Source organism: Serratia sp. BNK-10, assembly GCF_047456065.1.
Lineage (GTDB): Bacteria > Pseudomonadota > Gammaproteobacteria > Enterobacterales > Enterobacteriaceae > Serratia > Serratia ureilytica.
Genome location: NZ_CP179894.1, coordinates 951,316 through 964,245, shown reverse-complemented (window position 1 = coordinate 964,245; position 12,930 = coordinate 951,316). Strand labels below are relative to the sequence as shown.

At 59.7% G+C, this 12,930-nt stretch carries 10 protein-coding genes and 6 tRNA genes; 15 read left to right on the top strand and 1 reads right to left on the bottom strand.

What is annotated here, in order from left to right:
• The first annotated feature begins 12 nt into the window (after positions 1-12).
• The 9 genes from ACMGG9_RS04645 to ACMGG9_RS04605 all read left to right on the top strand — a co-directional run bounded on the left by ACMGG9_RS04645 (position 13) and on the right by ACMGG9_RS04605 (position 5,165).
• Positions 13-765: an HAD-IIA family hydrolase gene (locus tag ACMGG9_RS04645; RefSeq protein WP_004939957.1), complete on the top strand. Its 753-nt coding sequence runs from the start codon at positions 13-15 to the stop codon at positions 763-765.
• A 190-nt stretch (positions 766-955) separates the two neighbouring features.
• A complete protein-coding gene (locus tag ACMGG9_RS04640) occupies positions 956-2,398 on the top strand; it encodes a carbohydrate-binding protein (RefSeq protein ID WP_046686571.1) in 1,443 nt (480 codons plus the stop codon).
• Between the two features lie 283 nt (positions 2,399-2,681).
• Positions 2,682-4,346, top strand: a complete 1,665-nt coding sequence (gene asnB / locus ACMGG9_RS04635) for an asparagine synthase B (RefSeq protein WP_033642171.1) — start codon at positions 2,682-2,684, stop codon at positions 4,344-4,346.
• Between the two features lie 220 nt (positions 4,347-4,566).
• Positions 4,567-4,643 (top strand) — tRNA-Met (locus ACMGG9_RS04630).
• A gap of 16 nt (positions 4,644-4,659) precedes the next feature.
• Positions 4,660-4,744, top strand: a tRNA-Leu gene (locus ACMGG9_RS04625).
• A gap of 30 nt (positions 4,745-4,774) precedes the next feature.
• A tRNA-Gln gene (locus ACMGG9_RS04620) sits at positions 4,775-4,849 on the top strand.
• A gap of 44 nt (positions 4,850-4,893) precedes the next feature.
• Positions 4,894-4,968 (top strand) — tRNA-Gln (locus tag ACMGG9_RS04615).
• 41 nt (positions 4,969-5,009) lie between these two features.
• Positions 5,010-5,086, top strand: a tRNA-Met gene (locus ACMGG9_RS04610).
• Between the two features lie 4 nt (positions 5,087-5,090).
• A tRNA-Gln gene (locus ACMGG9_RS04605) sits at positions 5,091-5,165 on the top strand.
• Between the two features lie 88 nt (positions 5,166-5,253).
• Here the strand turns inward: ACMGG9_RS04605 and ubiF are convergent.
• Positions 5,254-6,435, bottom strand: coding sequence for a 3-demethoxyubiquinol 3-hydroxylase (gene ubiF, locus ACMGG9_RS04600; protein ID WP_414161942.1), 1,182 nt, complete (start codon positions 6,433-6,435; stop codon positions 5,254-5,256).
• A gap of 197 nt (positions 6,436-6,632) precedes the next feature.
• Here ubiF and miaB point away from each other — a divergent pair, with 197 nt between their 5' ends.
• The 6 genes from miaB (at position 6,633) to lnt (ending at position 12,773) form a co-directional block, all read left to right on the top strand.
• Entirely contained in the window at positions 6,633-8,057 is a 1,425-nt protein-coding gene (miaB, locus tag ACMGG9_RS04595) for a tRNA (N6-isopentenyl adenosine(37)-C2)-methylthiotransferase MiaB (RefSeq protein WP_033642169.1), read from the top strand.
• A 120-nt stretch (positions 8,058-8,177) separates the two neighbouring features.
• Positions 8,178-8,513: a zinc ribbon domain-containing protein YjdM gene (locus tag ACMGG9_RS04590; RefSeq protein WP_004939967.1), complete on the top strand. Its 336-nt coding sequence runs from the start codon at positions 8,178-8,180 to the stop codon at positions 8,511-8,513.
• A gap of 258 nt (positions 8,514-8,771) precedes the next feature.
• Positions 8,772-9,803 (top strand): PhoH family protein, encoded by a 1,032-nt coding sequence (locus ACMGG9_RS04585; protein ID WP_019454071.1) that lies wholly within the window; start codon positions 8,772-8,774, stop codon positions 9,801-9,803.
• Entirely contained in the window at positions 9,800-10,273 is a 474-nt protein-coding gene (gene ybeY, locus ACMGG9_RS04580) for an rRNA maturation RNase YbeY (RefSeq protein ID WP_004939970.1), read from the top strand. Before ACMGG9_RS04585 ends, ybeY begins: the two co-directional genes overlap by 4 nt.
• Positions 10,274-10,357: 84 nt before the next feature.
• The gene (corC, locus tag ACMGG9_RS04575; RefSeq protein WP_004939973.1) at positions 10,358-11,236 is read left to right on the top strand and encodes a CNNM family magnesium/cobalt transport protein CorC; all 879 of its coding nucleotides are present in this window, start codon (positions 10,358-10,360) and stop codon (positions 11,234-11,236) included.
• Between the two features lie 7 nt (positions 11,237-11,243).
• Entirely contained in the window at positions 11,244-12,773 is a 1,530-nt protein-coding gene (gene lnt, locus ACMGG9_RS04570; protein ID WP_047572360.1) for an apolipoprotein N-acyltransferase, read from the top strand.
• Positions 12,774-12,930: the final 157 nt, after the last annotated feature.

Below are 12,930 nucleotides of genomic sequence, written 5' to 3'. Positions count from 1 at the left end.
AAACAGCGACAAATGAAAATCAAAAACGTTATATGCGATATCGACGGCGTGCTGCTGCATGACAATACGCCGGTGCCCGGCGCCGACCTGTTCCTGGCGCGCATCCAGGAACAAGGCATGCCGCTGGTGGTGCTGACCAACTACCCGTCACAGACCGCGCAGGATCTGGCGAACCGCTTCGCCGCCGCCGGGCTGGAAGTGCCGGAGAGCGCGTTCTACACCTCGGCGATGGCCACCGCCGATTTCCTGCGCCGTCAGGAAGGCAAAAAAGCCTATGTGGTCGGCGAAGGCGCCCTGATCCATGAGCTGTACAAAGCCGGTTTTACCATCACCGACATCAACCCCGACTTCGTGATCGTCGGTGAAACCCGCTCTTACAACTGGGACATGATGCATAAAGCCGCCTACTTCGTGAGCAACGGCGCGCGCTTTATCGCCACCAACCCGGATAGTCACGGCCACGGCTTCTCGCCGGCCTGTGGCGCGCTGTGCGCCCCCATTGAGAAGATCACCGGCCGCAAGCCGTTTTACGTCGGCAAGCCCAGCCCGTGGATCATTCGCGCCGCACTGAACAAAATGCAGGCGCACTCGGAAGAGACGGTGATCGTCGGCGATAACCTGCGCACCGACATTCTGGCGGGCTTCCAGGCCGGCCTGGAAACCGTGCTGGTGCTGTCCGGCGTCTCCACGCTGAGCGACATCGAAACCATGCCGTTCCGCCCGAGCTACGTCTACCCTTCCGTCGCCGATATCACCATCTTCTGATGCGGCCATGGCGGCCGCCCGGCCGCCATTATTTCCTTCTCCCTCAGCGTCAGTTTGAATTTAATTCGTTCATGGCCGTAAAAGGTTTCAGCCTGCCTGCGTTAAAAATCCTCATTATAACGTTACGCCCCGCCAATAGCTGATATTGCCGGCGAGCGAAAAACTCTTACCCCTAATGAATGAGGCTACCATGAGCACAAATAACACGATTAATGCCGTCGCCGCCGATGACGCGGCCATTATGCCGTCTATCGCCAATAAAAAGATCCTGATGGGTTTCTGGCACAACTGGGCCGCCGGCGCCAGTGACGGCTATCAGCAGGGCCAGTTCACCAATATGAACCTGACCGACATTCCCGCCGAGTACAACGTGGTGGCCGTCGCCTTTATGAAAGGCCAGGGCATCCCGACCTTCAAGCCTTACAACCTGTCCGATGCCGAGTTCCGCCGCCAGGTGGGCGTGCTGAACAGCCAGGGCCGCGCGGTGCTGATCTCCCTCGGCGGCGCAGACGCGCATATCGAGCTGAAAACCGGCGACGAAGACAAGCTGAAAGACGAGATTATTCGCCTGGTGGAAGTCTATGGCTTCGACGGCCTGGATATCGATCTGGAACAGGCGGCGATCGGCGCCGCCAATAATAAAACCGTCTTGCCTGCGGCGCTGAAAAAAGTAAAAGACCATTACGCCGCCCAGGGGAAAAACTTTATTATCAGCATGGCGCCGGAATTCCCGTATTTACGCACCAACGGCACCTACCTGGATTATATTAACGCCCTCGAAGGCTATTACGACTTTATCGCGCCGCAATATTATAACCAGGGCGGCGACGGTATTTGGGTGGATGAACTCAATGCCTGGATCACGCAGAATAACGACGCCATGAAAGAAGACTTCCTCTACTACCTGACGGAAAGCCTGGTTACCGGCACCCGCGGCTATGCGAAGATCCCGGCGGCGAAATTCGTCATCGGCCTGCCGAGCAACAACGATGCCGCCGCCACCGGCTACGTGGTCAACAAACAGGCGGTGTATAACGCTTTCTCGCGTCTCGACGCCAAAAACCTGTCGATCAAGGGCCTGATGACCTGGTCAATCAACTGGGATAACGGCAAGAGCAAAGCCGGCGTCGCCTACAATTGGGAGTTCAAAACCCGCTATGCGCCGCTGATTCAGGGCGGCGTCACCCCGCCGCCGGGAAAGCCTAATGCGCCGACGGCGCTGACGGTCGCCGAGCTGGGCGCCACCTCGCTGAAACTGAGCTGGGCCGCCGCCACCGGCGCCTCACCGATCGCCAGCTACACCGTCTACCGCAACGGCAACCCGATCGGCCAAACCGCCGGTCTGTCGCTGGCCGACAGCGGTCTGACGCCGGCAACCCAGTACAGCTACTTCGTTACCGCGACCGACACCCTGGGCAATACCTCCCTGCCGAGCAGCGCGCTGGCGGTCAAAACCGCCAATGACGGTACGCCGCCCGATCCGGGCGCGCCCGAGTGGCAGAACAACCACAGCTACAAAGCCGGCGACGTCGTGAGTTATAAAGGCAAGAAATACACCTGTATTCAGGCGCACACCTCCAATGCCGGCTGGACGCCGGATGCCGCGTTCACCCTCTGGCAGCTCATCGCCTAATCGCTAATCGATTGCCGGTCAAACTGGCCGGCAATCCCGCCATCACGCTAAAAATTGCATAATCGATAATTTTTCACGCCGATAACTGCAAATCCGTTAAAAACCTCAGCTACGCAAACAACTATTTCTCAGCGCATGGCTAAAACGCTTGCATCCTCTGCAGCTTTTGGCGCATTTTCATAACCACAGCGCAGCAAAACCGCGTTATCGCTGATAAATCGGCAATGCTGCCCATAACAGTAAAAACAACATCACAGTCATAAAAGCCCGTTAGGAGAGTTGTATGTGTTCTATTTTCGGTGTGCTCGATCTGAAGTCCGATCCCGTTGAACTGCGTAAGAAAGCGCTGGAGCTGTCACGTCTGATGCGCCACCGCGGCCCGGATTGGTCCGGCGTTTACGCCAGCGACAAAGCCATTCTGGCTCACGAACGCCTGTCGATCGTCGACGTCAACAACGGCGCTCAACCGCTGTACAACGCTGCGCACACCCACGTTCTGGCGGTCAACGGCGAAATTTACAACCACCAGGCGCTGCGCCAACAGCTGAGCGACCGCTATGCCTTCCAGACCGGCTCCGACTGTGAAGTGATCCTGGCGCTGTATCAGGAGAAAGGCCCGGAGTTCCTCGACGATCTGCAAGGCATGTTCGCCTTTGCCCTGTATGACACCGAAAAAGACGCCTACCTGATCGGCCGCGATCACCTGGGCATCATCCCGCTGTACATGGGCCATGACGAACACGGCAACCTGTACGTTGCCTCGGAAATGAAAGCGCTGGTGCCGGTGTGCCGCACCATCAAGGAATTCCCGGCCGGCAGCTACCTGTGGAGCCAGGACGGCCAGATCCGAGAATACTATCGCCGCGACTGGTTCGATTACGACAGCGTCAAGGACAACGTGACCGACGCCGCCGCCCTGCGCACCGCGCTGGAAGAGTCGGTGAAAAGCCACCTGATGTCCGACGTGCCTTACGGCGTGCTGCTGTCGGGCGGGCTGGATTCTTCGGTCATTTCGGCGATCACCAAGAAGTACGCCGCGCGCCGCGTGGAAGATCAGGAACGCAGCGAAGCCTGGTGGCCGCAGCTGCACTCCTTCGCCGTCGGGCTGGAAGGCTCGCCGGATCTGCGCGCCGCGCAGGAGGTGGCCAACCATCTGGGCACCGTGCACCATGAGATCCACTTCACCGTGCAGGAAGGGCTGGACGCCATCCGCGACGTGATTTACCACATCGAAACCTATGACGTCACCACCATCCGCGCGTCGACGCCGATGTACCTGATGTCACGCAAAATCAAGGCGATGGGCATCAAGATGGTGCTTTCCGGCGAAGGCGCGGACGAAGTGTTCGGTGGCTACCTGTACTTCCATAAGGCGCCGGACGCCCGCGAATTCCACGAAGAGACCGTACGCAAACTGCTGGCGCTGCACATGTTCGACTGCGCGCGCGCCAACAAGGCGATGTCCGCCTGGGGCGTCGAAGCCCGCGTGCCGTTCCTGGACAAGAAATTCCTCGACGTGGCGATGCGCATCAACCCGAAAGATAAAATGTGCGGCAACGGCAAAATGGAAAAACACATCGTTCGCGAATGTTTCGAGTCCTATTTGCCCGCCAGCGTGGCCTGGCGCCAGAAAGAGCAGTTCTCCGACGGCGTCGGCTACAGCTGGATCGACACGCTAAAAGAGGTGGCTGCGCAGCAAATTAGCGATCAACAGCTCGAAACCGCGCGTTTCCGCTTCCCGTACAACACGCCGACGTCGAAAGAAGGCTACCTGTACCGCGAAATCTTCGAGGAGCTGTTCCCGCTGCCGAGCGCCGCCGAATGCGTGCCGGGCGGCCCATCCGTCGCCTGCTCGTCCGCCAAGGCCATCGAGTGGGATGAATCGTTCAAGAAGATGGACGATCCTTCCGGCCGCGCCGTCGGCGTGCACCAGGCCGCCTATAAATAATCGCGCGGCATTTTCCCCCGGGCGGGCCTTTTGGCCCGCCTTTTTGTTGCCTTTTCCGCCCGCCAACTGCCTGAATTGCCGATTTTATCGCCATAATGTTCACAACCCAGACAAACGGCGCTTCCGGGCGCTTTTTCGGGAAAAAACTTGTTGACGCAAATCGGTCATATACGCATAATGCGCCCCGCAACGCCGATGAAGGCAAAGCAAAAAAAAAGAGGGCTACGTAGCTCAGCTGGTTAGAGCACATCACTCATAATGATGGGGTCACAGGTTCGAATCCCGTCGTAGCCACCATCTCTTTTTTGTATTTGCGGGAGTGGCGAAATTGGTAGACGCACCAGATTTAGGTTCTGGCGCCGCAAGGTGTGCGAGTTCAAGTCTCGCCTCCCGCACCATTTCTCTTCATCGTCGGCGCAGTATGTTGATGGGGTATCGCCAAGCGGTAAGGCACCGGTTTTTGATACCGGCATTCCCTGGTTCGAATCCAGGTACCCCAGCCATATTCTTTCGGGAACGGGGTTTCAACATAAGATTTGTTTGCAGGTGGGGTATCGCCAAGCGGTAAGGCACCGGTTTTTGATACCGGCATTCCCTGGTTCGAATCCAGGTACCCCAGCCATAACAAACTGCTTGCAAATCAAAGAAGTAAAAAGTAACATCGGCTACGTAGCTCAGCTGGTTAGAGCACATCACTCATAATGATGGGGTCACAGGTTCAAATCCCGTCGTAGCCACCATAATTGGGGTGTCGCCAAGCGGTAAGGCTCTGGTTTCTGATACCAGCATACCCAGGTTCGAATCCTGGCACCCCAGCCATATTTAGAAAAGCCCGCTTCGGCGGGCTTTTTGCTGTCTGCCGTTCAGCCAATCTTAAATAGGCCCAGCCACCGCTGAGCCCTGTCGGTTACAATCCCAAGGCGTACTTCAACGCATGCTCTTTCAGCTTGCCCGCCCGCTGCGCGGCCATCAGCGCCAGATTGCGCGCCACGGTCAGCGGCGCCAGGTTATTGCTGAAGGCGGTATAGAACAGATCCATGCCGCTCTGCATCAACAGATTGTCGGTACGGCGGCGGCGTTGATAGCGCAGCAGCACCGCCTCGCCGCTCCAGTCTTCTCCCTGCTCCCGCGCCTCGCTCAGCACGTTCAGCAAGGCATCCACATCGCGATACCCCAGATTGACGCCCTGCCCGGCCAGCGGGTTGATGGTATGCGCCGCATCGCCCAGCAGCGCCAGGCCCGGCAGCACGTAGCGCTGCGCATGACGGCGCGTCAACGGGAACGATCCGGCGGCGTGCACCTTGACCGGGCCCAGTCGCGCCGGAAAAGCGGCGGCGATCTCGCGCTCCAGCTGCGCCGGCGGCATCGCCTGCAGTTGGCGAATGCGCTGCGGGCTGTCATACCACACCAGCGACGCCCAGCTGTCGTACAGCGGCAGGAAAGCGCGCGGCCCTGACGGGAAGAAGCGCTGCCAGGTCACATCCTGCTGCGGCGCGCCGGTATCGACGGTGATCAACATGCACGCCTGACGATACTGCCAGCCGTTGGTGCCGATCGCCGCCAGCTTGCGCACCTGCGAGTTGGCGCCGTCGGCGCCGACAACCAGCCGCGCCTGCAGCGTTTCACCGCTGTCCAGCGTCAGTTGCCAGGCCTTGTCCGCCCGCTGCAGCGATTGCAGCCTGGCGGGGCACAGCAGCGTCAAATTGGCGCACTGTGCGAACTGCTGCCACAGCGCCAGCTGCAAAATGCGGTTTTCCACCATAAAGCCCAACTCCGGCAGCCCCAGCGATAGCGCATCGAACGCCACGCGCGACGACGCCCATTCCCAGGTCTCCAGCCGGCGATATGGCGCCGTGCGCATCGCCCTCACGGCGGGCCAGGCGCCGAGCTGTTTCAGCAGCCCCACCGAGGTGCAGCCGATAGCGGAAATGCGCAGGTCCGGCGGGCTTTGCGCCTCGAACGCCTGCGGCGCCTGATGTTCCAGCAACGCCACCGACCAGCCCGCCTGCGCCAGGCCCAGAGCCGCCGCCGCGCCGACCATGCCGCCGCCCACCACCACCGCGTCGTACCGATTTTGAGATGTCTTCATATTGGCTATGTTTTCTATGTGAATGCTCGCCATCCCACCCGACATGGCGTTTTGCGCAGTGTACCGGATTTTCGCTTCGGCTTCAGGTTGCGTGCCATTTTCCCCCGCGCTGGTCACAACGGCGGCAAATGATTACAATACGCGCCCTGCATGTCGCGTAACGCAACTTTCGCTCCGCACTGAGTAATGGCAAGTCAATGACGAAAAAACTACATATCAAAACCTGGGGCTGCCAGATGAATGAGTACGATTCATCGAAAATGGCCGACCTGTTGAACAGCACGCACGGCTTCGAGTGGACCGACAACGCCGAGGAAGCGGACGTGCTGTTGCTGAACACCTGCTCGATCCGTGAAAAAGCGCAGGAAAAAGTTTTCGCCATGCTGGGGCGCTGGCGCTTGCTGAAAGAGAAGAACCCGTCTGTCATCATCGGCGTCGGCGGTTGCGTGGCCTCGCAAGAAGGCGAACTGATCCGCAGCCGCGCGCCTTGCGTCGACGTGGTATTCGGCCCGCAGACCCTGCACCGCCTGCCGGAAATGATCAACCACGTTCAGGGCACCCGCAGCCCGGTGGTCGATATCAGTTTCCCGGAGATCGAAAAGTTCGACCGCCTGCCGGAGCCGCGCGCCGAAGGCCCGACCGCGTTCGTGTCGATCATGGAAGGCTGCAACAAATACTGCACTTTCTGCGTGGTGCCATACACCCGCGGCGAGGAAGTGAGCCGCCCGAGCGACGACGTGCTGTTCGAAATCGCCCAACTGGCGGCGCAGGGCGTGCGCGAAGTCAACCTGCTCGGCCAAAACGTCAACGCGTACCGCGGCGCCACGCATGACGGCGATATCTGCTCGTTCGCCGAACTTCTGCGCCTGGTGGCCGCCATCGACGGCATCGATCGCATTCGCTTCACCACCAGCCACCCTATCGAGTTCACCGATGACATCATCGCGGTGTACGAAGACACGCCGGAGCTGGTCAGCTTCCTGCACCTGCCGGTGCAGAGCGGTTCGGATCGCATCCTGACCATGATGAAACGCGCCCATACCGCGCTGGAGTATAAGGCGATTATCCGCAAGCTGCGCAAGGCGCGCCCGAACATCCAGCTCAGCTCCGACTTCATCGTCGGTTTCCCGGGCGAGAGCCAGGCCGACTTCGAACAAACCATGAACCTGATCGCCGACGTCAACTTCGACGTCAGCTTCAGCTTCATCTATTCGTCGCGCCCCGGTACGCCGGCGGCGGACATGGTTGACGACGTCAGTGAAGAAGAGAAAAAACAGCGGCTGTATATTCTGCAGGATCGCATCAACCAGCAGGCGCTGCAGTTCAGCCGCCGCATGCTCGGCACCGTCCAGCGCATTCTGGTGGAAGGCACCTCGCGCAGAAGCGTGATGGAGCTGGCCGGGCGCACGGAGTGCAACCGTGTGGTAAACTTCGAAGGCACGCCCGACATGATCGGCCAGTTTGTCGACGTGGAAATTACCGAGGTGCTGACCAACACCCTGCGTGGCGCAGTGGTGCGCACCGAACAGCAGATGGATCTGCGCGTACATGAATCCCCGCAGTCGGTGATCGCCCGTACCCGCAAAGAAAACGCGCTGGGCGTCGGCATTTACCAGCCCTGACGCCGCGGCGGCCCGCCTTATCGCCGCCCGTTCGCGCTACTCCTTACCGTTTCTCCGCCGGGCGTCCGCGCCCGGTGATGTTCTTTTTTTTATTTTTTATTGTTGAAGAGGCGACATAACATGCAACTCCCACACTGCCCGAAGTGCAACTCAGAATACACCTACCAGGACAATGCCCTGTTCATCTGCCCTGAGTGCGCCCACGAGTGGAGCGACAGCGCCCCGGCGGAAGATCAGGACGCGCTGATCGTCAAAGACGCCAACGGCAACCTGCTGGCGGACGGCGACGCGGTCACCGTGATCAAGGACCTGAAGGTTAAAGGCAGCTCCTCGATGCTGAAGATCGGCACCAAGGTGAAAAACATTCGTCTGGTGGAAGGCGATCACAACATAGACTGCAAAATCGACGGCTTCGGCCCGATGAAACTGAAATCCGAGTTCGTGAAAAAGAACTGATTCTCGGCGGCCTTGTCCTGTGATGACGCGGCGGGCTTTGCGCCCCGCCGCGTTTTTTCCTTATCTTCCCTTGAATTCCGCCGACGGCGCACAGATAGATCAGCGGTAAACTTGCGCCGTTGCGGCGCACCATGAATAATTCAAGAAAGAGAGTATTCAGGCTCGCCCTGAACGCGCGCGTCCCGGACGCGCTATGTGACATCAACCAGGCCCGATGTGACCTAGAGGAATAGTTTGAACGTCGCAACACAAGAAATTATGTTGGAGCCCGCAGACAACCAGCGTTTGCTCAGCCTGTGCGGCCCGTTTGATGACAACATCAAGCAACTCGAGCGCCGATTGGGCATCGAAATCAATCGTCGCGACAACCGCTTCAAGCTGGTCGGCAAAAACCTGTGCGTGGTCGCCGCCGCCGATATCCTGCGCCATCTGTACGTGGATACCGCGCCGATTCGCGGCGTGATCCCGGATATCGATCCGGAGCAAATCCATCTGGCTATCAAAGAGAGCCGGGTGCTGGAACAGGTGGCGGACAGCGTGCCGGATTACGGCAAGGCGGTCACCATCAAAACCAAGCGCGGCATGGTGAAACCGCGCACGCCTAACCAGGCGCAGTACATCGCCAACATTCTCGATCACGACATCACCTTCGGCATCGGCCCGGCCGGTACCGGCAAAACTTACCTGGCGGTCGCCGCCGCGGTGGATGCGCTGGAACGCCAGGAAATTCGCCGCATTCTGCTGACCCGTCCCGCGGTCGAAGCCGGCGAAAAGCTGGGCTTCCTGCCGGGCGATCTGAGCCAGAAGGTTGATCCTTATCTGCGCCCGCTGTACGACGCCCTGTTCGAAATGCTGGGCTTCGAGCGCGTGGAGAAGCTCATTGAGCGCAACGTGATCGAAGTCGCGCCGCTGGCCTATATGCGCGGCCGTACGCTGAACGACGCCTTTATCATTCTGGATGAGAGCCAGAACACCACCATCGAGCAGATGAAGATGTTCCTGACGCGCATCGGTTTCAACTCGAAGGCGGTCATCACCGGCGACGTCACCCAGATCGACCTGCCGCGCAACCAGAAATCCGGCCTGCGCCACGCGGTGGAAGTGCTGTCGGACGTGGAAGAACTGAGCTTCAACTTCTTCCACAGCGAAGACGTGGTGCGCCACCCGGTGGTGGCCCGCGTGGTCATCGCTTATGAGGCCTGGGAAGCGGCCGAACAGAAACGCAAAGACGCAATTGCCGAACAACGTAAGCGCGAGGCGCTCGCCGCCTCCGAGCAGGAGACACCATGAGTCAGGTGATTTTGGATCTGCAGATTGCCTGTGAAAGCAGCGACGGCCTGCCGGATGAAGCCACGTTCCAGCGCTGGCTGGAAGGCGTGCTGCCGCAATTTCAGGAAGAGGCCGAGGTCACCGTGCGTCTGGTGGACGAAGCGGAAAGCCACGAGCTGAACCTGACCTATCGCGGCAAAGACAAGCCGACCAACGTGCTCTCTTTCCCGTTCGAAGCCCCGCCGGGCATCGAGCTGCCGCTGCTCGGCGATCTGATCATCTGCCGCCAGGTGGTTGAACAGGAAGCGATTGAGCAAGGCAAGGCGCTGGAGGCCCACTGGGCGCATATGGTTGTCCACGGCAGCCTTCATCTGCTAGGGTATGACCACATCGAAGACGATGAAGCCGAAGAAATGGAGTCTTTGGAAACCGAAATCATGCACGGACTGGGCTACCCTGATCCGTACCTGGCGGAAAAAGACCCCGTCTGACGTCAGCCGTTTACCTTACAGCCCCTAACGGGGCTGTCGCTGACGCCCCTTAACTCTGACATGAGTGACAGTAACGAAAACGCCATGAGCGACGACCATTCACAAAGCAATGACAGCCCCAGTCCCAAGAAGGGGTTCTTTACTCTTATCCTTAACCAGCTGTTCCACGGCGAGCCCAAAAACCGTGGCGATCTGGTCGAGCTGATCCGTGATTCCGAACAAAACGACCTGATCGATCCCGATACCCGCGACATGCTGGAAGGCGTGATGGATATCGCCGAACAGCGCGTGCGCGACATCATGATCCCCCGCTCCCAGATGGTGACGCTCAAGCGCAACCAGACGCTGGAAGAGTGCCTGGACGTGATTATCGACTCCGCCCACTCGCGCTTCCCGGTGATCAGCGAAGACAAAGATCACATCGAAGGCATCCTGATGGCCAAGGATCTGCTGCCGTTCATGCGCGCAGACTCTGAGCCGTTCAGCATCGACAAAGTGCTGCGCACCGCGGTGGTGGTGCCGGAAAGCAAGCGCGTCGACCGGATGTTGAAAGAGTTCCGCTCCCAGCGCTACCACATGGCGATTGTCATTGACGAATTCGGCGGCGTGTCCGGCCTGGTCACCATCGAAGACATTCTGGAACTGATCGTCGGCGAGATCGAAGACGAATACGACGACGAAGACGATCTGGATATCCGCCAGCTCAGCCGCCACATGTACACCGTACGCGCGCTGGCGCCGATCGAAGACTTCAACGAAGCCTTCGGCACCCATTTCAGCGACGACGAGGTCGATACCATCGGCGGTTTGGTGATGCAGGCCTTCGGCCATCTGCCTGCGCGCGGGGAAACCATTGAAATCGAAGGTTACCTATTTAAAGTTGCCATGGCAGACAGTCGACGTATCATCCAGGTTCATGTAAAAATTCCGGACGACTCTCCACCACCGAAACTGGAAGATTAAATCCAACATGGCTAAAGCCTCATTACTTGAACGCCAGTGGGTTCGCGCCCTGCTGGCGCTGTTGTCAGGTGCCGGCGGGACGCTGGCGTTCTCGCCCTACGATTTCTGGCCCGCGGCCATCGTCTCCCTGTTCGGCCTGCTGGCCGTTACCCTCAATCGCACCACCAAACAGTCCGCCCTGCTCGGCTTTGTCTGGGGCTTCGGGTTGTTCGGCAGCGGGATCAACTGGGTGTATGTCAGCATCGCCGATTTCGGCGGCATGCCCTTCGCCGTCAACGTCTTCCTGGTGGCGCTGCTCGCTGCTTACCTGTCGCTGTATACCGGGCTGTTCGCCGGGCTGCTGACGCGCTTGTGGCCGGCCACCCGCTGGTGGCGGCTGGCCATCGCCGCGCCGGCGCTGTGGCAGGTCACGGAATTCCTGCGCGGCTGGGTGCTGACCGGCTTCCCATGGCTGCAGTTCGGCTATAGCCAGATCAACGGCCCGCTGAAAGGCATCGCGCCGCTGCTGGGCGTCGACGCCATCACCTTTGTGCTGATGGCCATCGCCGGCCTGCTGGTGTACGCCGTCAATCAGCGCCGCCTCTCGGCGGCGGTGATCGCCGCCGCGCTGCTGTTGTTGCCATGGCCGCTGCGCCAGCTGCAGTGGTTTACTCCGCAGACGGATAAAGCGGTGAATGTCGCCATGGTGCAAGGCAACATCGCTCAATCGATGAAATGGGATCCGAAAGCGCTGGTCAGCACGCTGCAAACCTATCTGGACGAAACCCGTCCCTACATGGGCAAGGCACCGATCGTTATCTGGCCGGAATCCGCCATCCCGGATTATGAAGCCAATCAGAACGGCTTCCTGACGATGATGGACGACCTGATGCGGGCGAAGAACAGCAGCCTCATCACCGGCATCGTCGACGTGCGCGCCACGCCGCAGGGCCAGCAAATCTACAACAGCGCCATCGTGCTCGGTGAACCGACGCCGTACAGGTACCCCGCCAACGATCGCTACAACAAGCACCACCTGGTGCCGTTCGGCGAGTTTGTGCCGCTGGAGACGCTGCTGCGGCCGCTGGCGCCGTTCTTCGACCTGCCGATGTCCTCCTTCAGCCGCGGCGACTACGTACAACCGCAGCTCAGCGTACGCGGCTACAACCTGACGGCGGCCATTTGCTACGAAATCGTGTTGGGCCAGCAGGTGCGCGATAACTTCCGCCCGGACACCAACTTCCTGCTGACCATCTCCAACGACGCCTGGTTCGGCCACTCCATCGGCCCATGGCAGCACTTCCAGATGGCGCGCATGCGGGCGCTGGAACTGGGCCGGCCGCTGCTGCGCAGCACCAACAACGGCGTCACCGCCGCAGTGGACGCGAACGGCGACGTGATCGCCGAGATCCCGCAGTTCACTCGTCAGGTGCTTGAAGTGAAGGTCACACCGACCACCGGCGTCACGCCTTACGCGCGTTTCGGCGCCACGCCGCTGTGGGTGATCACCCTGTTGCTGGGCGGTTGGGCGCTGATGTTGGGCCTGCGCCGCAAATAGTCCTCTTCGCCGGGGCGCGCCCGCCGCGCCCCGCGTTTCCGTAAACGTTCCCCCACCTCGGTCAGAAAACGTCGTTAAATCAACGCGGCTGGCACACTCCTTGCTTTATCTAAGGTGACATCGCACGTCGGTTAACTTTTGCTGACGTTTTGTCGCA

Excerpts from the sequence above, each read along its gene's own strand:
- ubiF (WP_414161942.1), bottom strand. The coding sequence starts at position 6,435 with ATGAAGACATCTCAAAATCGGTACGACGCGGTGGTGGTGGGCGGCGGC.
- asnB (WP_033642171.1), top strand. The coding sequence starts at position 2,682 with ATGTGTTCTATTTTCGGTGTGCTCGATCTGAAGTCCGATCCCGTTGAA.
- ACMGG9_RS04585 (WP_019454071.1), top strand. The coding sequence starts at position 8,772 with ATGTTGGAGCCCGCAGACAACCAGCGTTTGCTCAGCCTGTGCGGCCCG.
- ACMGG9_RS04590 (WP_004939967.1), top strand. The coding sequence starts at position 8,178 with ATGCAACTCCCACACTGCCCGAAGTGCAACTCAGAATACACCTACCAG.
- ACMGG9_RS04645 (WP_004939957.1), top strand. The coding sequence starts at position 13 with ATGAAAATCAAAAACGTTATATGCGATATCGACGGCGTGCTGCTGCAT.
- ybeY (WP_004939970.1), top strand. The coding sequence starts at position 9,800 with ATGAGTCAGGTGATTTTGGATCTGCAGATTGCCTGTGAAAGCAGCGAC.
- lnt (WP_047572360.1), top strand. The coding sequence starts at position 11,244 with ATGGCTAAAGCCTCATTACTTGAACGCCAGTGGGTTCGCGCCCTGCTG.
- corC (WP_004939973.1), top strand. The coding sequence starts at position 10,358 with ATGAGCGACGACCATTCACAAAGCAATGACAGCCCCAGTCCCAAGAAG.
- ACMGG9_RS04640 (WP_046686571.1), top strand. The coding sequence starts at position 956 with ATGAGCACAAATAACACGATTAATGCCGTCGCCGCCGATGACGCGGCC.
- miaB (WP_033642169.1), top strand. The coding sequence starts at position 6,633 with ATGACGAAAAAACTACATATCAAAACCTGGGGCTGCCAGATGAATGAG.